The organism is Leyella stercorea, from assembly GCF_021531655.1.
Window position 1 is genome coordinate 1 of the sequence record NZ_JADYUF010000006.1, and the last position, 21,475, is coordinate 21,475.

General features: G+C 46.4%; 20 protein-coding genes. 17 read left to right on the plus strand and 3 right to left on the minus strand.

Annotated elements, in window-relative coordinates; all coding sequences use genetic code 11:
* Positions 1-77: 77 nt before the first annotated feature.
* Positions 78-1,730: an outer membrane beta-barrel protein gene (locus tag I6E49_RS14560; protein WP_235400293.1), complete on the plus strand. Its 1,653-nt coding sequence runs from the start codon at positions 78-80 to the stop codon at positions 1,728-1,730.
* A gap of 83 nt (positions 1,731-1,813) precedes the next feature.
* Here I6E49_RS14560 and I6E49_RS02665 read toward each other — a convergent pair whose 3' ends face one another.
* The 3 genes from I6E49_RS02665 to I6E49_RS02675 all read right to left on the minus strand — a co-directional run bounded on the left by I6E49_RS02665 (position 1,814) and on the right by I6E49_RS02675 (position 3,376).
* Positions 1,814-2,269, minus strand: coding sequence for a copper resistance protein NlpE (locus I6E49_RS02665; protein WP_235400294.1), 456 nt, complete (start codon positions 2,267-2,269; stop codon positions 1,814-1,816).
* A gap of 73 nt (positions 2,270-2,342) precedes the next feature.
* Positions 2,343-2,849: a thioredoxin family protein gene (locus tag I6E49_RS02670; protein ID WP_235400295.1), complete on the minus strand. Its 507-nt coding sequence runs from the start codon at positions 2,847-2,849 to the stop codon at positions 2,343-2,345.
* A gap of 17 nt (positions 2,850-2,866) precedes the next feature.
* Positions 2,867-3,376: a nitroreductase family protein gene (locus tag I6E49_RS02675; protein ID WP_235400296.1), complete on the minus strand. Its 510-nt coding sequence runs from the start codon at positions 3,374-3,376 to the stop codon at positions 2,867-2,869.
* A gap of 144 nt (positions 3,377-3,520) precedes the next feature.
* Between I6E49_RS02675 and I6E49_RS02680 the strand changes: the two genes are divergently transcribed.
* From I6E49_RS02680 to I6E49_RS02755, 16 genes are all read left to right on the plus strand, one after another.
* Complete coding sequence (locus I6E49_RS02680) at positions 3,521-3,907, plus strand: hypothetical protein (RefSeq protein WP_235400297.1); 387 nt, start codon at positions 3,521-3,523, stop codon at positions 3,905-3,907.
* Positions 3,908-3,917: 10 nt separating this feature from the next.
* Positions 3,918-4,571, plus strand: coding sequence for an FHA domain-containing protein (locus tag I6E49_RS02685; protein WP_235400298.1), 654 nt, complete (start codon positions 3,918-3,920; stop codon positions 4,569-4,571).
* A 23-nt stretch (positions 4,572-4,594) separates the two neighbouring features.
* Positions 4,595-5,350 (plus strand): caspase family protein, encoded by a 756-nt coding sequence (locus I6E49_RS02690; RefSeq protein WP_235400299.1) that lies wholly within the window; start codon positions 4,595-4,597, stop codon positions 5,348-5,350.
* Between the two features lie 51 nt (positions 5,351-5,401).
* The gene (locus I6E49_RS02695) at positions 5,402-6,175 is read left to right on the plus strand and encodes an FHA domain-containing protein (RefSeq protein ID WP_235400300.1); all 774 of its coding nucleotides are present in this window, start codon (positions 5,402-5,404) and stop codon (positions 6,173-6,175) included.
* A gap of 79 nt (positions 6,176-6,254) precedes the next feature.
* Positions 6,255-7,796 (plus strand): serine/threonine-protein kinase, encoded by a 1,542-nt coding sequence (locus I6E49_RS02700; RefSeq protein ID WP_235400301.1) that lies wholly within the window; start codon positions 6,255-6,257, stop codon positions 7,794-7,796.
* A gap of 105 nt (positions 7,797-7,901) precedes the next feature.
* Complete coding sequence (locus I6E49_RS02705; protein WP_235400302.1) at positions 7,902-9,284, plus strand: SEL1-like repeat protein; 1,383 nt, start codon at positions 7,902-7,904, stop codon at positions 9,282-9,284.
* Positions 9,285-9,317: 33 nt separating this feature from the next.
* Complete coding sequence (locus I6E49_RS02710; RefSeq protein ID WP_235400303.1) at positions 9,318-10,130, plus strand: hypothetical protein; 813 nt, start codon at positions 9,318-9,320, stop codon at positions 10,128-10,130.
* Positions 10,131-10,133: 3 nt separating this feature from the next.
* Positions 10,134-11,288, plus strand: a complete 1,155-nt coding sequence (locus I6E49_RS02715; RefSeq protein WP_235400304.1) for a formylglycine-generating enzyme family protein — start codon at positions 10,134-10,136, stop codon at positions 11,286-11,288.
* Positions 11,289-11,313: 25 nt separating this feature from the next.
* On the plus strand, positions 11,314-12,687 hold the full coding sequence (locus I6E49_RS02720) for a tetratricopeptide repeat protein (protein ID WP_235400305.1): 1,374 nt from the start codon (positions 11,314-11,316) through the stop codon (positions 12,685-12,687).
* A 33-nt stretch (positions 12,688-12,720) separates the two neighbouring features.
* Positions 12,721-14,307, plus strand: a complete 1,587-nt coding sequence (locus I6E49_RS02725; protein WP_235400306.1) for an SEL1-like repeat protein — start codon at positions 12,721-12,723, stop codon at positions 14,305-14,307.
* A 151-nt stretch (positions 14,308-14,458) separates the two neighbouring features.
* Positions 14,459-15,973, plus strand: a complete 1,515-nt coding sequence (locus tag I6E49_RS02730; RefSeq protein WP_235400307.1) for an SEL1-like repeat protein — start codon at positions 14,459-14,461, stop codon at positions 15,971-15,973.
* A gap of 144 nt (positions 15,974-16,117) precedes the next feature.
* Positions 16,118-16,996, plus strand: coding sequence for a PP2C family protein-serine/threonine phosphatase (locus tag I6E49_RS02735; RefSeq protein ID WP_235400308.1), 879 nt, complete (start codon positions 16,118-16,120; stop codon positions 16,994-16,996).
* A gap of 157 nt (positions 16,997-17,153) precedes the next feature.
* Positions 17,154-18,008, plus strand: a complete 855-nt coding sequence (locus I6E49_RS02740) for a hypothetical protein (RefSeq protein WP_235400309.1) — start codon at positions 17,154-17,156, stop codon at positions 18,006-18,008.
* A gap of 33 nt (positions 18,009-18,041) precedes the next feature.
* Positions 18,042-19,643 carry a tetratricopeptide repeat protein gene (locus I6E49_RS02745; protein ID WP_235400310.1) on the plus strand — a complete coding sequence of 534 codons (1,602 nt, stop codon included), beginning with the start codon at positions 18,042-18,044 and terminating at the stop codon, positions 19,641-19,643.
* Position 19,644: 1 nt separating this feature from the next.
* Complete coding sequence (locus I6E49_RS02750) at positions 19,645-20,733, plus strand: hypothetical protein (RefSeq protein ID WP_235400311.1); 1,089 nt, start codon at positions 19,645-19,647, stop codon at positions 20,731-20,733.
* The gene (locus I6E49_RS02755) at positions 20,730-21,461 is read left to right on the plus strand and encodes a hypothetical protein (protein WP_235400312.1); all 732 of its coding nucleotides are present in this window, start codon (positions 20,730-20,732) and stop codon (positions 21,459-21,461) included. Before I6E49_RS02750 ends, I6E49_RS02755 begins: the two co-directional genes overlap by 4 nt.
* The last annotated feature ends 14 nt before the right edge of the window (positions 21,462-21,475 follow it).

Here is a 21,475-nt window from a genome sequence, read left to right on the forward strand (position 1 = left end):
AATCATAAAGGTACTAAAAATTATTGAGATTACCAACTTTTACAAAGACTTTCTTATCCCGAACTCAGGTTATCAGTGTGAACGTGAAGGCTGAATATGGGAAAATCCGAAACACTGATGAGAACAAGGGTGCCTCGTATGGCTATGAGCCAAACCAGTTTGAATATCATTCGCTCAGTGCTGCTCTTGCCGCCAAGCCCGGCGACGCACTCTACGAACGACTCATCACACGCAACCGCAACTATCAGTCTTCCGAACAGCAGACACGTGGCATCAACATCGATTATACGTGGAAGCACTTCCTCGGCAAGAAAGGCTCGTTCTCTCTGCAAGGCTACACCTACATCAATGGAGCCAATGAGGACACATACATCAACCGCAATCTGGAGTATCTTCGCGAAAAGCAAAGCGAGACAGTATGGCAGTATTACGACCGCAGCAACAATGATCTTAGCACACGTCTTGGTGCTTCGTTCGACTATTGGTTTGGCAAGAAGGTGTATGTCAACATTCTCGACAACGTGACCTATTCACGCACACGCACTACACGCGATTTCTTCACCGACAACAACGAGCAGAACGTAGTAGACGGCACACCTACAACGCTTGATCCTACAAATGCTCTGAGCAATCTTATGCACAAGTGGACCAACCAGTTGACGCTGAAGTCGACCATCACACCGGTGAAGGCCCTGATGATTATGCCTAAGTTCAGCTGGAATGTCTATCGTGAGAATACCGACTACCGCTACGGACCGCTCGACACTACAGCCGTGCGTACAAGTCAAACCTACGAGCCGTCGATATTCCTGAAGTGGAAGATGAGCCGTATGCGCAATATGGACTTCTCGTTTGCATACACCACCACAGTGCCCGACCTCGTCAGTACTCTCGGCTACCGCAATACCATCGACCCGCTCGCTATATCTACGGGCAACCCTTTGTTGCGCAATTCGCACAGCCACACCACTACGTACAACTATCATCGCATGTGGCTGCGCAAGCAGATAGTGATGGGACTGAGTGCATCGTACATCAAGAACATCAACCCCGTTGCCACACTCTATCGCTACAACTCATCTACGGGTGTGTATGAGTCGAAGCCGATGAACGTGAAGGGTGGCGACATGTGGAAGTTCGGATTCAACTACGACCAGGGTTTGGGCGTATACTTCCGACTGATGAACAAGTTTGCGTTGCTCACGTCGAAGTCGTACGGATTCCTCACGATTGTTGACAATGTCGACCCTAATGCCATTCCCGACCTCAACCTGCAGAAGCGCCTTGGTATAGACGAGAACATGGAGTTTTCGTATGAGGCAGAGAAGGTTCAGCTGACGCTGTTCAATCGTTTGCAGTGGAACCGCTATCGCTACGAAGACGCTTCGTACAACACCAGTCCGCTATATAACAGCGCTGGAATAGAAGCTACGCTCCATCTCTCGCCGTTCGAACTGTATATACGATTGTCTGACGATTATCGTTCGGGCTATGCCACTTCAGCAATGAACGGACACAAACTTATGTCGCAAGCAAGCGTCAGCTATGGTTTCTGCAAGAACAAATGTAGGCTGTCGTTATATGTTGATGACATCTTCAACAAGGACATCTGGTACGAGAGCGACTACTCGGCATATCAGCGCAGCGAATCTTCGGTAAATTATATTCACCACTATGCAAACCTGAGATTTACATACACATTTGATGCCAAGGCTAAGAAGAAAAAATAAATGACTGTATACGAAATACGGGAACAGCAGACATTTGATTGTCTGTTGTTCCCGTTGTTTTTTAGAGTTCAGAAAGGTTTCTTTTACTTCTTAGTCAGCACATACAACTTAGCCATTTCGCCTTCTGCCTCATTGCCAAGCGAGTCGGTCATAACGACGCTCTTGCTGTCCTTAACCTTATAGAAGGTATGTTCGCCGCTTGACGGACGTACAAGCATCAGGACTTTTCCGTCAAGTACTTGCAGCACGCCGCTTGCTTCGTCGTGTCCGTCTTTACGGTCGATGTAGTCCTGCTTCAGCTCGTATGTGCTGTCGGCATTGATAGTGAGTACGGTCTTAATGCCCGGGCAGTCGGCAGCGGGCAGTGTGCCTTCGTAAGTGCCGGAAACAGTAGCCAAGTCAACATTCTCATCGGCAACGGTTGTGTCAGCTATGCTTGTTGAATCGTTGTTTGCTTCGTTCTGTGCGGTCTTCTTGCCATTGCAAGAAACCATGATAGCTGCAGCCATTGCTGCAACGTAAATTAGTTTTCTTTTCATACTCTTTAGTGTGTTTGTTGTTATTATCCTTTTATTAGTTGTTCTCTACTGTTTATATCTTGTTCTCAACATCTTATTTCTTGTTTTCTACAGCAGCAGGAGTCCAGTTGTTGAAGAATCGTAGCACCTTCTTTTCGCTGTAGCTCTTTTCTTCTTCAAGAAAACTTGAGTCTTGTGTGTGCAGCACCTTGCCATTGGCATCAAGCACAACGAATACGGGGAATCCGAAACGTGCCGGATTGTAAAGACGCTGCATCAGACGGGCGTCTCTCTTTGCAGCCTCTTCGCCACCTGCCTTGCGCGGATTGTAGTTGACGTGCAGGTAAACGAAGTTATCGTTAATCACCTTGTTGACAGCCAGGTCTTTCTCGGCAAAGTCGGCAAATCGCAGACACCATGGACACCAGTTGCCACCTACCTGGCATACTACATACTTGCCTTCGGCTTGGGCCTTGACAAGAGCTTTGTCAATCTGTTCCATCGGGTCGATGTTTTCGTCGTACACCTTCTTCAATGCTGTTTGGGCATTGATGGTAAGCACCGCCATTAGCATGAGTGCTGCTGTTAATATTCTTTTCATCAGTCTTTCTTTTTTGTTTATATTTCTTCTACTATCTCTTCCATAGCCTTGCGCTTCTTCTCAGCACGTGGGCAGTCGTCGGCTATATGTCCAATGGGTATGATAGCCACTGCTTCGAAATCGATCGATGGCAACAGCTCGCTCATAACGTTGGTGTCGTAGTTGCACACCCAGCAAGTACCCAGTCCGCGTTCAGCAGCAGCGAGACACAGGTGCTCAGTAGCTATAGCTACATCAACGTCTCCATGTTTCTTGTCGTCATAGCGTCGTGTCCAGCATTCGTCATTGTTCTTCATACATACAATGTAGAGTGGGGCGGTGCGAAACCATTCGCGGTCGTATGCACGCCAAAGACTTTCTCTTGCCTCCTGGTTGCGTACAATTACAAACTTCCACGGCTGGCGGTTGACTGCCGAAGGAGCCATACGTACACACTCCATGATATAGTTAAGGTCGTCATCGCTTACCGGCTCGTCAGTATACTTGCGTGCCGAGAAGCGTGTCTGTGATAGTTCAAGTATGTTCATATATGTTATGCTTAATCTGTTAATTATAGTAACGCAAAATTACGTATTTAAAATCAAAATATATTTATTGCCATATATAAAAGTTCTAAATTTGTGCATTTATTATTTTTTTTATACTTTTGTACAGTTAACAATATACAATGTATGCGAAAGATTTGCATCAATAATCGTGACGAGCTTGTCATGCTGTTTGTAGACAACATTGCCTACATTATGGCAGACGGCAATTGTACCAAGATAAAGTACATTGGAGGACTTCAGACTACGCTCTCGCTTGGTATCTCAAAAGTAGAGGCTATGCTCTCCGACTCATGGCGTCAGGGTGGTGTTTGCCCATTTGTACGATTGGGCAGAAGTCTGATAGTCAATCAGATGTTTCTATATGGAATTAACCTTTTGACACAGCGGCTTACGCTTTCCGACGGAATGGGTGCTACAATTAGTTTGCAAGTGCCCAAGCAACTGTTGAAGACATACAAGGGAATGATTGCCGGTGCGGTTGTAAAGAAAGATACAAAACAGAAAACTTAACAAAATCTATATGAAAGAATTTATAATAGGTAAGGAGGGAACACAGAAATTCCTTATACCGTTGACAAAGACGAGAGTCAGCAGACAACATGCGCGCATCACCATTGATGACAATGGTGTGTGGACACTCGAAGACTTGAACTCTACAAACGGCACGTTCATCATTGACGATGAAGGCGAACTGCGTCAGATACGACGTATGGTGATAGGCGAGTTTACACGCATTGTGCTTGCTGACCAGACTCAGATGGGTTTCTCGTTTATCGCCCACCATGTCATAGAGGATGACCCTAACGATTATCGTGCTGAGTTTCGTCATGTGCTGGAGATACATCAGAAAGCTCTGTCGGATAAGGCTGCTATGGATTTGCGCTTAAAGCGCAGGGGATACATTAAGTATGTGCCGTCTATGCTTGCTGCATGTATCGGACTTATACTTACGCTTTTCCTTCCATCCGAAATCAAGGTGTATGGCGTTTCGGTGACGGCTGTGTTTACTACCATTCTTACTGCAGTCATCAATATATTCCAGGGCAATGACAAGAGCAAGCAACGCTTCTCTGATTATTACGGTAAGTTTCTTGTATGTCCGCATTGCGGGAAGATATTGACAGAAAAAGAATTTCAAATGCAGATGTGTGCCGTATGCAAGGCACATTCATAAAAACAAACAAAAACAACATAATTATGAAAAAGCTTTTATCTTTACTGTTTTGTGTAGCGCTTGCCTTGTCGGCCAATGCGCAGAAAACATATGCTATCATAACCGGAGTGTCAAACTATGAGGGCAACGACCACGACCTCGCCCAATCGTCTAAGGATGCCAAGAGTATTGCGGCTCTTTATAAGGAGAAGAACGCTTCGGTTACATTGTTTACGTCGAAGTATGCAACGCGCGACAATATCATAGCCCAGATACGCAAGGTGGCTAAGGTGGCTACTGCTTCCGACCGTGTAGTGTTCTCGTATAGCGGACACGGCGCTCCCAATATTCTCTGCACATACACTACTGGCAATATGAAGATGCTGTCGTATGCCGAACTTTTCAAGGAACTCAACAAGTGTCTTACTAAGGATATTGTAGTGTATATTGATGCTTGTTTCTCAGGATCGGCAGCTTCGTCTGCAGTTGGTACAAAGGCATTGCCTGTTGAGATGAACTGGAGAAACATGGTGAAGTCAAACCCTCGTTACATACTTTTCCTTTCATCGCGCGAGTCGGAGACTTCGGCTGAGTCGGGACTTGTAGGTGCCGGCTTCTTTACACGTGCCTTGATAAAGGGCTTGCGTGGCAAGAGTGATGTCAATGCCGACCGCAATGTCACGGTTATGGAGCTGTTCAGATATATCTATAAGGATGTGTTGCTGCATTCAGACAAGAAGCAGCATCCGCAGCTCGTTGCTCCTAAGACTTTGCACGACACTGTACTTATGAAGTGGTAATGACAGAATAGCGTCAAAACTGGTTAATAATATATATTTAAATCAGAAAAAATGGATTCTACCGAGCAAAAACCAAAGCGACCTATTGTAAATGCTGCATGTCCGTATTGTGGCAATTCCGTTAAATTCTATATGCCTCTCAAGCCGGGAGTGTTGTCATTCACGTGTCCGGCAGCAGGTTGTGGCAAGCAGTTTAGAGTGCAAGTGACTGAGGCTATGTTGCTTCAGGCTAATTCTGCAGCTACTAAACCGCAACAGCCGAACCCGCAGCCACAGCAATCTCAGCCACATCAACCGCAACCTCAAACGCAATCTCTATCTCAACAGCCTCAAGCTCAGCCTAAGCAACAATCTCAGCCTAAAGTTCAGCAAGCCCAAGCTCAACCACAGCAGCAAGTTCAAGTCCAGCAGGCTCAAGCCCAGCAGCAGAAGCGAAGCATTAAACCGACTGATAGTATAGAGAACTGGACGGCAGAAGGAAAGGCTGGCGGACGTATAGCAAAGGTTGTTGTCACTCGCACCAAGATGATATTCATGAAGGAGCACAAGGAATACGACCTTAAGATAGGAGTCAATGTAATAGGTCGTGCCGATGCTATGTCGCCATCAGACATAATGATTGAGGACGATATGACGGTAAGTCGCCGTTCAGTATCTATTACGGTTGAGGCAAGTGGTGGAAGCTATCGCTATTGGTTTGAGGTGCTCAAATCTACCAATCCCGTCCTTGTCAATGGCAAGCGTCATGCAGTAGGCGAGTCGTTTGTTGTAGAACCGGGAACAAAGTTTGTTCTTGGAAGAACCAAGTTGAGCATAGAATTATAGTGTTGAGCATTGAATTATAGTATAGTTCGGCTTAATACAATCAGAATAGTAACAAAACAGAAAAACATACAGAGTTAATATGAGCAATTTTCTGCCTGTTGGCACCGTTCTTAACGGTAAACGTAAATATACAATAGAGAGTACACTCCATAGTGGCGGTTTCGGTAATACCTATCTTGTCAAAGGCATTGTCATGGACGAGAACATCGCCCAGGAGGCAACATATACCATCAAGGAATTCTACTTTGCCAAGTACTGTACGCGTGCTGCAGACGGTAGCGTTACTGTAGCCGACGCTTCCAATGCTTCACGTTTCAATGCTGCCAAGGCTGATTTCTATACTGAGGCTAATATATTGCACGGATTGAAGCACGAGGGTATAGTGCCGGTCAATGAAGTGTTCGAGCAGAACAACACGGTTTATTATGTCATGAAGCATCTTGGCAACACTTCGCTCGACCAGTATGTGATGGAGCGTGGCGGTATGCTTGCCGAGCAGGAAGCTCTCCGCATAATACGCCTTGTGGCAGGAGCGCTTGCCTATCTGCACAATCAGCAGATACTTCATCTCGATGTAAAGCCCAACAACATAATGATGTGTACAGGACGTGACGGCAAGATGGTGCCCGTGCTGATAGATTTCGGTCAGGCCATGTTCTACAACAATGGCAAGGCTAAGACAAATCATGTGGTTGGCGGATATACCGAAGGTTATTCGGCTCTTGAACTCAAGCAGCATGGTGCCGACAGGACATTCGTTCCGTCGTACGATGTCTACTCGCTTAGTGCCACATTGTTTTTTATGCTTACGGGCAAGGACCCCGACGATGCTTCGCAGATAAGCAAACGTTCGGTATATCTCGCAATGCCCTCTAACGTAACCGAGCGCACTATAGACACTATTGTGTCGGGAATGGCGCAGAATGCACAACAGCGTACTCCGTCAATCAATGCTTTCCTTGCTCAGTTGAGCGGTTCTGCCAATGCTGGCAATGCTGCTGGAATGCAGGGAATGAACGGAGGTCGTGTTACCGACCCTACAATTGACGACGAAAGTACCGACCATAGCAAGACGATTCGTCTTGCCGGCATAGCCGTGGCAGTGGTTGTTGTCATCGTTCTTGTAGTGATGGCTGTAGGTGAATTGGGAAATGGCGGTCAGCAGTCGTCTCCTTCAAATCCTACTGTAGCGCAAAACGACTCTACTCTTGCTGATACTGCACATATATATAATAAGGTGTCGGCTGATGCCAATGCCGATAACGTGAAGACTGATGAGCAGAAGGCAGGTGCAAAGCCAACTGTTGAGCCTACAACAGCAGACAAGCAACCGAAGAAGGAGTCTGCTAAGAAACCATCAACATCTTCTGCTGATGCTTCAACGGCTTCTATGCCAACCAACGGTACTGTAAATCTTGGTTACGCTACATGGACCGGTGGCTTGCGTGCAGGCAAACCTCATGGCAATGGTACAATGCGTTTTCGCAGCAGTCATTCTATTTCCGGATGTTCTACTACAGCTCAGTCGGGCGACTATGTAGTAGGTTTTTGTGAGAACGGTGTGCTTCAGAGTGGTGCATTGTATCACGATGGCGAGAAAGTAGAGACATTTGTGAGATAACGAAAACCTGATATGAGACACCTTTTATTTATAATAGTATTCTTATCAAGCATATTGACGGCTGGCGCGCAGGAATTGCGCGTCAAGTCGTTCACACCCCTACCTATGGATCTTACAGCACGCAAGCAGCAACGTCTTGACTTGAACGGCAAGCCTTGCGCAATGCTTAAGATAATGGTAATGGACGACATTACCGATTGCAATAAGTCTAACATCGGAGACATTGCGACAAGTGGCGTTATGAAACTCGTGTATTTGCCGAGTGTTGTAAGAAGCGTAACGCTCAATTTCAAGTATCATTATCCGCTCACCATAACCTTTGCTGATTATGGCGTGACTAAGCTCGAGGGCTGCGCAACCTACGAGTTGCGCCTTGTTGATGCCCTGCAGATGATGATGGAGAATGGAAATGCAGCGCAGCCAGTAGGTGTACGTCAACCTTCACAGCATCAGACTGTTAATACACAATCTGCTTCCACGACAACCACAACAACACAGACCTCAGGTAACCAGAACGATAAGAAAGATGATGCTTCTAATCCTTTTTTGTTAAAATATTGGGAAAAGAGGGTGGCAGATAACAATAAGAAAAAAGAAGATGAACGAAACCAGGCTGATGTGCTATATGAAAAAAAACAATATGGCGATGCCTTCAAACATTATATGTCTGCGGCTGAACTGAATGACATTTATTCTCAATACAAAGTTGGGTTCATGTATTATAATGGAGAAGGCGTTGCTAAGGATTTAGGCAAGGCTTCTGAATGGTTTCTTAAAGCTGCGAAACAAGGAAATTTAGATGCTCAGTATTCTGTAGGTGTTATGTACCATGAAGGAAAAGGACTGGCACAAGATTATCAGGAAGCATTAAAATGGTTAAACAAGGCTGCAGATAGTGGTTCTGCTGATGCACAATATAACCTTGGCTTTATGTATTCGCAAGGCCAAGGTGTAACGGCAGATTATGACATTGCATTTAAATGGTTTAGTAGGGCTGCTGAACAAGGCCAAACAGAAGCGCAATTTAGTGTCGGACTATCTTATTATGTAGGACTTGGTGTGGAGCAGGATTTCTCTAAGGCTCTCCAATGGTTTACCAAGGCTGCAAACAGTGGACATTCTGCTGCACAGAATAATGTAGGCTTTATGTATTATAAAGGCCAAGGTGTAAAATCTGACTATGTCGAGGCTTTAAAATGGTATCAAAAGGCTGTAGCCCAGAATAATCCGAACGGAATGGTAGGTATTGGCGATTGCTATATGTATGGCCAAGGAGTGAAGATGAACAAGGAAGAAGCTGTTAAATGGTATAGTAAGGCTGCCGACTTGGGTAGTTATGAAGCAATATATAATCTGGGACAATGTTACGAGAATGGTTATGGTGTGGAAAAGAATGTTACCGCTGCTATATTTATGTATAAAAGGGGCATAGGTAATGATGAGTATTCCGACAAGTGCCGTGAAGCCTTAAAACGTCTTGGTTATTAATCATTACATCTGAAACTCAATAATAATAAGAATATGAACAAGCTAAAGCTAACAATACTGTTCCTCTTTATGTCGTTGGCAGCATCAGCCCAGCGTCTTGCCGTTGAGTCGTTGAAGCTTCGACCTAACGATTTGAGTGCCCGTAATGTCAAGAACCAGCGCCATGACCTTAACGGCAAGCCGTGTGCATTGCTCAAGGTGATGGTGCTCGACGACATTACGAAGTGCAGTAGTGGCAATATTGGTGATATTGTGACCGAAGGACCGGTGAAATTGATATTCATAACATCAGCAACTCCCTCTATCGAACTGTCCTTCAAATATCATTATCCTCTCACTATCAACTTTGCCGATTATGGATATAAGCATCTCGAAGGCAACTCCACCTACGAGCTTAACCTCGTTGATGCTCAGCAGATGATGATGGGCAATGGCAATAGTCAGAATGCCAATACTGCACAACAAACTTCAACAGCGACTACAACACAAAATGTAGACAGAGGTAATGGTCGCAGTTTGAGAAGGGATGCAACTGGAACCAACTGGTCTGATTATGAGAATAATAAGTTGTCGCTATTCAAATATGGAGGATATAAAGACGGCAAGGAACTGAATACGTTTTTCGGTTCAGGGGAATACATGCTCTTGCATAACGGTGTCTTGGAATGGAACGGCAGGCTGGACGGCGACACTAAGTATAACGCCAGAGTGTCGGGAAATGTGATTTACATTACACCGAAAGGTAAAGCACCGTCGTATGTGAAATGGATAAGGATAGAAAGAAGGGATGACAATGCGATTTTCACTTATGACAATCTTGGAACATACAGATATTTAAGATTGTAGACTATGAAGATATTGGTGATTGCGCTTTTTGCAATATTAGGATTGATTAATGCCTCAGCCCAAGAACTGCGCATAAAGTCGTTTGAGTCTTTGCCCACCGACCTTACAGCTCGCCGCCAACCACGTCAAGACTTGAACGGCAGGCAATGTGCGTTGTTGAAGGTACGTGTAACGGATGATATTGTAAGTTGTGAGGGAAGCATTGGCGATGCGGTAAATGAATGTATGGAGAAGCTGGTTTATGTCACGCCAGCGGCTCCGCATATTGTCATGAAGTTCAAAAACCACTATCCGCTTAGGGTCGTCTTTGCCGATTATGGAGAGCGCACGCTGTCGGGCGGCACCACTTATGTGCTTACTATTGCAGACGAATCCGCATCAACTAAGGCTGCTTCAAATACAGGTAGACGTGAATTGTCTGCTGACGGCATAAGCGACCCAGTGTTGGCTAATATCGTTCGTAATATGGTGCGTGTAGACGGTGGAACATTCATTATGGGCAGCGACAACCGCAAGGCAACTGATGACGTGAAGAACCAGCACAGCGTCACTCTCTCCGATTTCTATATTTGCAAATATGAGGTTACGCAGGAGGAGTGGCAAGCTGTAATGGGGCGTAATCCGTCGGCTCACAACTTTGTTGATGTCACCTCTTATCCGGTTGATAATGTTAGTTGGGACGATTGTCAGGAGTTCATCTCCAAACTGAACGCCCTTACAGGCATGACATTCCGTTTGCCTACTGAGGCGGAATGGGAATACGCTGCACGTGGTGGCAACAAGAGTAAGGGCTACGACTATGCAGGAAGTGCCAAGATAGATGATGTTGCGTGGTACTGGAGCAAGTCGGCTGCAATAAAGAGTGCAGTATCGGGCAATGCCTATTCGCATCCCGTTGGTGGTAAACAACCCAATGAACTTGGTCTGTACGATATGTCGGGCAATGCTTATGAGTGGTGTGCCGACTGGTGGGAGCCGTATGGCTTGCGCGCGCAAACCAATCCTAAAGGTCCTACCGAAGGCACATGGCGTTGCAAGCGTGGAGGCAGTTGGGATAGCGTGAAGGGCGATTGCTATGTTTGGACGCGTGGATATGAATATCCGCACGGACGTATGAACTATCTCGGATTAAGGCTTGCAATGAGTGTCGGTCAGTAATCTATTATTATATTTTATGAGTTTTATGAATAGAATCAAGTTGATATTTTTATTCCTCTTTATGTCGTTGGCAGCATCAGCCCAGCGTCTTGCCGTTGAGTCGTTGAAGCTTCGACCTAACGACTTAAGTGCCCGTAATGTCAAGAACCAGCGCCATGACCTTAACGGCAAGCCGTGTGCATTGTTGAAGGTGATGGTGCTTGATGATATTACGAAGTGTAGTAGCGGCAACATAGGTGATATTGTGACCGAAGGACCGGTAAAGCTGATATACATAACATCAGCAACTCCCTCTATCGAACTGTCCTTCCAGTATCATTATCCCCTCACTATTAACTTCGCCGACTACGGATACAAGCATCTCGAAGGCAACTCCACCTACGAGCTTAACCTCGTTGATGCCATGCAGATGATGATGGGGAATGGCGTACAAAAGATAGAATCTACAACTGAAACTAAAGTAGAGGCAAAGACAGAACCTAAGCCGGAAGTCAAGACAGAACCTGATACAGAAGTAAAAACGGAGCCCAGTTCGACTCCAAATGTTTCACATCGTAATAGTATCTATACGCCAGCGGAAAATATATTTGAACAGTCTGTTGAGGCAGAAAAAGCTAAAGACTATGACAAGGCATTTAAGTTATGCAAGAAGGCTGCTGTTGCTGGTAATCCTCGTGCACAAGATAATCTCGCCTATTATTATGAAAAAGGCATGGGTTGTAAGGCTGATGTCAAGAAAGCTTGGGAATGGTACAATAAGGCTATTGTTAGTGGTTATGGACCAGCTGCTTTTACTTTGGGGTACTATTATGAAGAAGGCAATGGTATAACAGTAAAGGATGCAGCGTCTGCTTATAAGTATTACAAGATAGGTGCTGATTTAGGAGACAGAAATGCAATGTCGGCTTTGGCGCGTTGTTACCTAAATGGAATAGGAACAGCATTTGATATAGACAAGGGTTTGTCCATACGTAAGGCATTGGCTGAGGATGAAACGGATGGATTTCAAGCATATCTTATTGGTGCTCATTATTGTTATTCTGGTGATCTTATTTATTATCGTATAAATCATAAACTTCCAGATAAGAGCCTGGATGATCCCGTTGAGGGAATGAAATGGTTTCGTAAATCAGCTCAACAAAACAATCCTGATGCAATGGAGGCGCTTGGTGAATTATACAAGGATGGTAAAGGTGTAGCAATGAATAAGCAGGAAGCTGTGAAATGGTTTCGCAAAGCTGCCGACTTAGGTAATGGTGTTGCTATGTGGAATTTAGGACGCTGCTACGAAGAAGGTGAAGGCGTAGAAAAGAGCATTGATCAAGCCGTTTACTGGTACAAGAAAGGTGCAGACAAGGACATTAATTGCAAGCAAGCCTTAAAACGCCTTGGTTATTAATCATTACATCTGAAACTCTATAATAATAAGAATATGGACAAGCTAAAGCTAACAATATTGTTCCTCTTCATGTCGTTGGCAGCATCAGCCCAACGCCTTGCCGTCGAGTCGTTGAAGCTTCGCCCCAACGACTTGAGTGCCCGTAAGAGTCCGCGTGTGGATCTTAACGGCAAACAGTGTGCATTGATTAAGGTGATGGTAATGGACGACATAACTGCATGCAGTTGGAAGATAGGTAATGTAGAAAACAAAGGAATCGTAAAGTTTATTTATGTTACAACAACAACGTCTTCTATAGAATTGTCTTTCAGTAAACACAATTCTATAGTTGTTGATTTTGCCAAATATGGAATACCAAAACTTGACGAAGCGAGCACATACGACCTGATGTTGGTTGAGGATGTGTTGTCTGCCAAGCAAAGCGATAAGCAGAGTGTAAAGGAAGAGGAAGTGCTTATAGATGGTAAAGACAGACATTATACCCAGTCTGAACTTGCCAGTATGAAGTTGAAATTTGAAATAGCCCAAAAAAGGAGCTATAATAATCAAAGAGCCTTAGCAGATGCTTCATTCAAGAATCTTGCTGCCAAGGGATATGTGCCGGCATATAGTTATGCTGCAAACGCTTGGTCAGATAATGATTCGTTGTACGAGTATTATGGAATGAAGGCTTTGTCTAATTCTGAAGGAAAATGGCTTGGTATAGCACTGGGTGATCGTTATAAGAAGAAAGGTGATTATAAGAAAGCGTTCGTCTGTTATGATGCGGCTAAAGGATCAAGGACTGAAGAATCGTATTACAATATGGGTGTTCTCTACGAGAATGGTTTGGGTGTAGATAAAGACATTGAGAAAGCGAAGGAGTATTATAGACAATCTTTTATGGCAGCACTAGGCGGTATGGAATATTCTGACGGCTATAGAGCCTACAAGCGCCTTGCTGGTGGTAATGTTTTTGATGCCTCGCTTTTTAAGGATGCTGATGAGGCTGATTTGGCTGGTCTTTCACCAGAGGAAATTCATAGAAAGGGACGCCATTATGAAGATGGCTTTATAGAGAAAAGAGATCCATACAAGGCATTTGCCTTTTATAAGGCAGCAGCCGATAGGGGAGTGCCAGATGCCATGGAAAGCATAGCAAAGATGTATAAGAACCCGCTTTATGGATTAAAAGATACTGTCAAGGCAAACTATTATTTGACTAAGCGATTTGAGTATTACGAGGCTAAGGTCGCTCAAAATGAAGTTGAGGCTTTTAGTACTTTGGCTGGTTTGTATGAATATGGGAATGGTGTAGCCAAAGATATGGCAAAGGCAAAGGACCTTTATCTGCGTGGTGCAAATCTCGGTAGCAGTCATTGTCACTATTGTTTGGCTGAGATATTAAAGCGTGAAGACAAACCGAAGGAAGCCTTCCAACACTATAAGACAGCAGCCGAGATGGGGCATGGAAATGCTATGTACAGTCTTGCGCATTGTTATAAGGATGCATACGGTACAGAGGCAGATGATAATATGTATGTTTATTGGCTGAAGGAAACATGCAAAACCTCATATTATCTGAAAGACAAAGCAAAGAGTGAACTCCGGAAGTTAGGTGTTTCCATTGATGGAAAATAAAAGAAATGACAAAAAGTAATATTTGAAGTTTATGTCAAAACATACGTTATTTATAATATTGTTTCTGTTTGAGACGTTGATGCTCAATGCACAGAAACTCACAGTGGAGTCGTTGAGAAAGTCGCCGGCTGGAAATAGTGCTCATACCGAAATGAGAACCGACCTGAACGGCAAGGCGTGTGCTTTGCTGAGAGTTTCCGTGTCAGACGATATCGTATCTTGCAGCAATGGCAATATAGGTGATGTCGTTGTTGAAGGTCAAACCAAACTGTTGTATATCACATCGGTGACCCCATTTATTGAATTGTCGTTTAAGAATCATTTTCCACTGTCAATCAACTTCATTGATTACGGATTCAAGCATCTTGAAAGTGGTGCCACCTTTGATTTGGTGCTTGTTGAGCCAAAACTGGCTGCCGGTATAAATAGTAACGGTGGACTTAACATACAGGACGAAAAGACAATAGCTCTGAAGAAAAAGGTGGACAATATCCTTGCTGGTGCAATCAGGTATTCGGCAGTAGAACTGAATAAGATGAAGACAAGGTATGAAAATGTCAAGCAAAAAAGTATTAGCAATTGGACTGAGGAGGATGAAGTGACAATCAAGGATTTGGCTTCAAAGGGTTATGTCCCGTCCTTTGCTTATGCTGCATTAGTCTATAGTAGAGATGGAAATCTGGATTTGTTTGAATATTTCGGTCTTAAGGCGTTGTCTGAAGCTGGAGGAAGCTGGATAGGCTATAATCTTGGCAACCATTACAAGAAAAAGAATGATTTTGAAAAGGCCCGTATCTGCTATGAGGCATCAGTCAATTCCAATTGGAGAGAGCATTCCTGCTATGAACTCGCCCTTTTGTACGAAAATGGCAATGGCGTAACAAAGGATTTGGAAAAGGCAAAAGAGTATTTAAAGAAATCGTTTCTCTCAGCCTCCTTTTCCATCGAGTATTCCGAAGCCTACCGTGAGTATAAGCGGTTGGGTGGCAGGAGCATATATGACCCTACACTCTTTAAGGATGCCGAGGCAAAAGACCTTGTAGGTTTGACTCCACAGAAAATGTATGAAGAGGGGAATAAGTATTTTGAGAATGCTGCATACAAGAAATCTCCATACAAAGGCTTCGGACTGTTGAAGGCTGCAGCGCAGCGTGGCGTGCCTGAAGCTATGTTTCGTCTTAGTTCTATTTACAAGAATGAAATTTATGGGTTGAATGATACGGCGATGGCTAACAAATATCTTGCAGAACGTGTTCGTTGTTATGAAGACAGAGTGGCTAAGGGAGATGTCGGGGCATATAGCGACCTTGCCTATATCTATAGCTATGGAGTAGGTGTTAGTGCAAATAAAGAAAAATCCAATGATTTGTATCGTCAGGGTGCTGAGCATGGCAACAGTTATTGCTGCTTTAGATATGCTGAAATCTTAAGCTCTGAAAAAAAGGACACTGAAGCCTTCGCTTATTATAAGATAGCTGCAGAGAAAGGAAATGTAGATGCTATGTATGAACTGTCTCATTGCTATCTATATGGAAAAGGTACCGATGCCGACGACGAACAATATCTGTATTGGCTGAAGAAAGTGGTAAAGGGAAACTATCACTTTATAGATAAAGACCCTAAAAGAGAACTTGAGGATTTGGGCATTTCTGTCAACGATTTGTAGAGCTAATTCCTTCTTTTTCCAAAAAGGACTCCTTTTGCCCTCCAAAAGTACCCCTTTTGCCTCGTAAAAGGACTCCTTTTGCACTCCAAAACGAATCCTTTTGCAAGCCAAAAGGACTACATTTAGAAATTAACTGTTATTTTTATGAAGATAAGTATAAATCAACCATACGGCTACACGCAGATTGGACAGCGTAAGGGCCAGCAGGATTCGATAGCTCCGCAGGCTGCCGATACAGCTACACGGTGCTTCGTTGTGTGTGATGGAGTAGGCGGACTGGAGCGTGGTGAGGTAGCGAGTGCTCTTGTAGCCGAGACCGTTGAGCGGATGGTTGAGGAGACTCTTGCCGATGGCGGCACATTCGGTGTAGCCGAACTGCAGCGAGTATTGTGCCGGGCCTACGACTGTCTGTACGACAACCGCAGCGTGAGCCACCACATGGCTACCACGCTTGCCATGATGGTAATGACCGGTAGGGGAGTGCTTGTGGCTCATATAGGCGACAGCCCGATACTGCAATTGCGACCTCACGAGGGAACAATTTTCCGCACGTCCGACCACTCGCTTGTGGCTGAAATGGTGGCACGAGGCGACATAACTGCCGAGGATGCTCTGCAACATCCGCAACGCAACATCATAACACGCTGCATGTTTGTGCCCGACCGCCAACGTCGCATATCTCAGGCTACTGTCGATATGATTGCCGACGTGCGTCCTGGCGATGTGTTCCTATTGTGCAGCGACGGCGTTAACGGTGCCGTGAGCGAGGAATACTTGGCCCGACTGCTTACTGCCGACGACCTTACGCTGCAGCAGAAGGGCGAACTCTTGCAGCAGCAGACTGCCGACAGCCACGACAACAATACGGCGTGGATAGTGGAGGTGGCTGATGTGGAGCACGAGGAGGGCGACCCTACGGTCAATTCTACGTGCGAGACGGCTATAGATAGCGTCTTCGACGACAACGATTCCATTGCCGACAGAATCAGACGCTGGTGGAAAGACGTCACGTCGAAGTGGTAGAGTGTGGATAAAGGGCAGTTCGTCAGCTAAACTTATGGTTTCGTCAGCAAACCTGCCCACTTCGTTTATCCGACCCGAAAACGTTTGGCGACATCAAAAAATAAAACTAACTTTGCAATCGTAAACATAATATTAACCATCAAAAAACATAACGATTATGAGTACACAACCTATCGAGGATAATAAGAAAGGTAAGAAGGAAGGCTTGAAGACTGCTGCTACTATGGCAGGTGCTGCCGTTGCAGGTGCCGGAACCGCATTTGCTGCAGGCGTAGTAATCAATGGCGATGCTGATGATGACGCTCCTATTGTTGAACCTACTGTAGTGAAGCCTGACGAAGTAAAGCCCGAAGACGAACAGAAGGAACCCGAAAAGACAGCAGAGCCTGCTGCCGAAACTCAGAATGAGGACAATACAACCCAGCAGAACGAGCAGCACGGACCTCAGGCTGGTGGACATGAGGAGCCTATAGAGCCTACTCCGGTAGAGCCGGAACCTGTTAATCCAGAGCCAGCACCCGTCAATCCGGAACCTACACCAAATCCCGACCCTAACCCAATAGAACCCGATCCGATAGAGCCGGACCCAATTGCTCCGGGCGAGATTGATATCGACGGACTACCTGATGTTGCCCCTGACGTCGTAGCCAACAATATTCTGACGGGCGAATATGTTGATCCAAGCGACATCGAAGCCCAGAATCTTGCCATTACAAATGTCGGAACGATTGAGACCGTAGACGGTCAGGTGCTCAATGCAGCCCAGTTTACCGGTGAGAACGGCGAACAGCTGTATATGATTGACGTGGACGGCAACAACCAGTATAACCTCGTTGCCGACGCTTCAGGCAATATCGTAGGCGAGATACCGGGTACTCTCACCGTCAGCGACAGCGAGAGTCTGCTGGCAGAGAACTCTGGCGAGGGTGGATATATGGCACATGGCGATACCGACAATACGCCCGACGATGGCGACATGAACGATATCGACCAGGACATCCTGACCACCTAAACCGTCAACATTCATCACAACCAACTAAACAGTATGAAAAAGTTAATGACACTGGCGCTGCTCATGGCATGCTCGACAGCCATGATGGCGCAAAAGACTAAGCTGACAAAGCCGACCAAACCAGCCACTCAGGTGGCTGCGGCTGTTGCCGACACGCTCGATATAAAGAAGCTTGCGGCGGCTGCTTCGGCTGGCAAGGCCGATGCGCAGAACCTGCTTGGCGTGTGCTACTACACGGGTCGTAAGGTGAAGAAGGACTATACTGCCGCCCTTAAGTGGTGGAGTCTGGCTGCCAAGCAGAACCATTCGGAGGCTGTAGCCAATATGGCGCTGTGCTATCAGTATGGCAATGGTATAAAGCAGGACTCGCTCATGTCGGTGAAACTGTACAAGCAGTCGGTCAAGATGGGCAATGTGGCTCTTGTTAAGAATCGTGAGAAGGCTTTCATCAAGAAGCCAAATGTATACGACGCTTGTCTGCTTGCCGACATCTATTCATATGGTGTGGGTAGCATCAAGAAGGATGCAGCCAAGTCGATAGCCTACTATGTGAAGGCTTCGGATGCCGGTTCGCTCGATGCTACGCTCGGAGCGGCACGCATGTATGAGTCGGCTGAGAAATATCCCGAGGCAATGAAGCGTTGGACTATGGCTTCGCCGAAGAGCGACTTCGCCTCGTACAAGTGTGGCGAGTATCTGTGCAAGGGACTTGGCACGGCTGTAGACAAGACCAAGGCTGCCGCCCTGCTCAAGAAGGCAGCCAACGCCAATATTCCAAATGCCCAGCTTCTGCTCGGCGACCTATATTATAAAGGTGACGGCGTAGACCGCAATGTAGCTGAGGCTGTCAAGTTGTACAAGGCAGTAGCATTGAATGGCAATCCTGCAGCGATGTGGAATCTCGGCGTGATATACTGCAACGGCACCGAGGTCAAGGCCGACTATAATGTCGGACTGACATGGATAGCTCTGGCAGCACGCAAGGGTATGATGAACAATGTACAGGGCAAGCTCGACGCTACTTCTGACAACGGTCAGAACGGATGGCACGGTACGCCGCTGTATCACTACATGAACGGCATCAATATGCTTAACGGCAACAATAAGGACGTTGATGCTGCGCTGAAATGCTTCTCCGCTCTGGAGAAACGCGGCAACAAGCATGTGGCTGTGGCTATTGCTGCCTGCTACAACGATGCTGCGTGGAAGAAGGCAAACGGAAAAAAGAAGATTAAGTATCTGGAAGAGGCGGCTGCCGAAGGCGATGCTGCCGGATTGTACGGACTGGCTCTGTGCTGTGAGAAGGGAACTGATGTGGCTGCCGATAAGGAGCGTGCGCTGAAGCTGTTCAAGCAGTCGGCCGACTGCGGATATGTGCCTGCATTGTGTCATCTGGGCAACCTTTATAATGAGGGCAAGGCTGTAAACCGAAATCTTACTACTGCCATCGACTATTATCAGCGTGCCATGTGCGGTGGCTATCTCACACGTGAGGCTGCCGTAGTGCTTGCCGATGCTTACGAGAAGGGACTCGGCGGACTGCAACGCAATGCCGATATGGCAAAAAAGGTGAAGGCTATGGTGTGGACGTCCGACCCCGTTACTTATCTGTGTACGTCAGTAATATATCGATAAAATGAGAAAATTGTTTTTGTCACTGGCTTTTCTTGCCGTCGTAGCGGTGCCAATGAGTGCTGCTACCGATGGCGGATACAGCTCCGACCATATTCGTGCAGCAGCCCAGCGGCTGAATGTGTCGGCTGATTCGCTTGCCGTAGGCGACACCCGTATGAAGGTGAAGGGCAGCACCATATTGGTGCGCAAGATTGACAATGGGGATATTGACTTCATCGGTATTCCGCTGTTCAATCCTGCCATGCGTCGCGATCAGCCTCTGCCCATATACGACTTCCTGGAGTATGCTTGTCTCGACCGCAAGTTCGGCATATCTTCCAATCGTCTGCTTTATAAGGATGTGACGTTTGTCAAGGGCGACTGGAACGTGCTGTTGCAGCTTGGCGACTCTGCCGACTGTTCGGTGCGGAGTGTCAACGACCGTATATACGAGGTGCAATGGAGCCGTGGCGGTAAGGTGATGGCTGATGTCAAGGTGCCTATAAGGTACGATGTGCTGTCGCTTTCGTCGCGTGGCGAGATGGAACGCCGATTCCTCAGCGGACTGAAGAGCTTTGCTGACAAGCGTGTTGCTGCCGATGTTCTGCCTAAAGATACTGCGGGACTGGAGGAAGTTGCCGACAATGGCAAGCGGTTGTATATGCGCAAGGGTGGCATTTATGCCGACAGTCGCATCTCCAATTCCACCTATTATATATATACAGGTTCGAATGCGTTGCAACCGGTGTTCAGTCGGCTGTTTCCCGTACAGAGTATCGGCAACCTGATTGTGCTGCCTGCGTGGGAAGGCGTAGCCGATGTTCCTATGAAGATACGCTTCGTATGTGCCAATCGCAAGGTGGAGGAGCTGACCACTACGGTGCGCCAGCTTGTAGGCTACGCCGTTAGCAAGGGTTGCAAACCTTATTATGGTGTTGAGTCAAACAAGGACGGCCGTCTTGTAGTGTCGCTCTTTCTGTATGATGCAAAGTCGGGCTACGACCATGTGTTGAATGTTGAGTGCAAAACGGCAGACATAGCTACCGACAAGCTGGTGCTTACGGGTCGTGGCTATCTGTATTCGCCAACCACAAATGTCAAGAGAAGATGAAGTGTAAGTGTCGATTTTTGATGACTTTGGTGCTCTGCCTGGCTGGTATTGTGGGGCTAAGGGCACAGTCGGGAGCCGATCGTATGAACGAGATAAAGCTCTCGGGCAAGTACTATACGGCTGAGGCTACCGATCACGACCAGGACAAGGCGTTTGTGTCGGCTTTCAGTATGCTGCTCGGCAGCATAAATATGGCGTTGATGGAGGAGGAACAGCCTACTATAACATCGCTTCAACTCGAAAGTCATGTCAAGAGTATTGACATTCAGCGTGGTGCCGACGTTATGGTGTTTGTGTATGTGGAGAAGTCGCGACTGGCTCTGATGCAGACCAATGGTGGTGGCAATGCTGCTCAGCCGTCGGCTCCTAAGGTGCAGAATCATAGTGAGTCGCAGCCTACCAAGGTGCAGACTGAGGTGCGACCTGCTGCTCCGGGTGTTACGCCCGAAGTGATTAGCAGGCTCGTTGGTGTGGAAACATTCATGTCGGCACGCTGGATTCTGGACAATGCGCGCAACATGGGCGAGGTGAGCGACTATGGTTCGCCACGCACAATGGGCAATGTCGAAGGCTGCTACATACTCGCTGTCAATGAGGACAAAGACGTTGTGGGTGTTCTTTCGCCAAAGACCGACGGCAAGCGTACCGACTTGCGCACCGGCGCTGTGGCTGATATGTCGCGCTTCAAGGGGTGTGCAGCCGTGTGTGTCAGACTGAATAGTAAATAGTGAACATATCGAAC

Coding starts and splice junctions, on each gene's coding strand:
- I6E49_RS02665 (WP_235400294.1), bottom strand. CDS start 2,269: ATGAAAAGAAAACTAATTTACGTTGCAGCAATGGCTGCAGCTATCATG.
- I6E49_RS02670 (WP_235400295.1), bottom strand. CDS start 2,849: ATGAAAAGAATATTAACAGCAGCACTCATGCTAATGGCGGTGCTTACC.
- I6E49_RS02675 (WP_235400296.1), bottom strand. CDS start 3,376: ATGAACATACTTGAACTATCACAGACACGCTTCTCGGCACGCAAGTAT.
- I6E49_RS02680 (WP_235400297.1), top strand. CDS start 3,521: ATGCGAAAGATTTGCATCAATAATCGTGACGAGCTTGTCATGCTGTTT.
- I6E49_RS02685 (WP_235400298.1), top strand. CDS start 3,918: ATGAAAGAATTTATAATAGGTAAGGAGGGAACACAGAAATTCCTTATA.
- I6E49_RS02690 (WP_235400299.1), top strand. CDS start 4,595: ATGAAAAAGCTTTTATCTTTACTGTTTTGTGTAGCGCTTGCCTTGTCG.
- I6E49_RS02695 (WP_235400300.1), top strand. CDS start 5,402: ATGGATTCTACCGAGCAAAAACCAAAGCGACCTATTGTAAATGCTGCA.
- I6E49_RS02700 (WP_235400301.1), top strand. CDS start 6,255: ATGAGCAATTTTCTGCCTGTTGGCACCGTTCTTAACGGTAAACGTAAA.
- I6E49_RS02705 (WP_235400302.1), top strand. CDS start 7,902: ATGGATCTTACAGCACGCAAGCAGCAACGTCTTGACTTGAACGGCAAG.
- I6E49_RS02710 (WP_235400303.1), top strand. CDS start 9,318: ATGAACAAGCTAAAGCTAACAATACTGTTCCTCTTTATGTCGTTGGCA.
- I6E49_RS02715 (WP_235400304.1), top strand. CDS start 10,134: ATGAAGATATTGGTGATTGCGCTTTTTGCAATATTAGGATTGATTAAT.
- I6E49_RS02720 (WP_235400305.1), top strand. CDS start 11,314: ATGAATAGAATCAAGTTGATATTTTTATTCCTCTTTATGTCGTTGGCA.
- I6E49_RS02725 (WP_235400306.1), top strand. CDS start 12,721: ATGGACAAGCTAAAGCTAACAATATTGTTCCTCTTCATGTCGTTGGCA.
- I6E49_RS02730 (WP_235400307.1), top strand. CDS start 14,459: ATGAGAACCGACCTGAACGGCAAGGCGTGTGCTTTGCTGAGAGTTTCC.
- I6E49_RS02735 (WP_235400308.1), top strand. CDS start 16,118: ATGAAGATAAGTATAAATCAACCATACGGCTACACGCAGATTGGACAG.
- I6E49_RS02740 (WP_235400309.1), top strand. CDS start 17,154: ATGAGTACACAACCTATCGAGGATAATAAGAAAGGTAAGAAGGAAGGC.
- I6E49_RS02745 (WP_235400310.1), top strand. CDS start 18,042: ATGAAAAAGTTAATGACACTGGCGCTGCTCATGGCATGCTCGACAGCC.
- I6E49_RS02750 (WP_235400311.1), top strand. CDS start 19,645: ATGAGAAAATTGTTTTTGTCACTGGCTTTTCTTGCCGTCGTAGCGGTG.
- I6E49_RS02755 (WP_235400312.1), top strand. CDS start 20,730: ATGAAGTGTAAGTGTCGATTTTTGATGACTTTGGTGCTCTGCCTGGCT.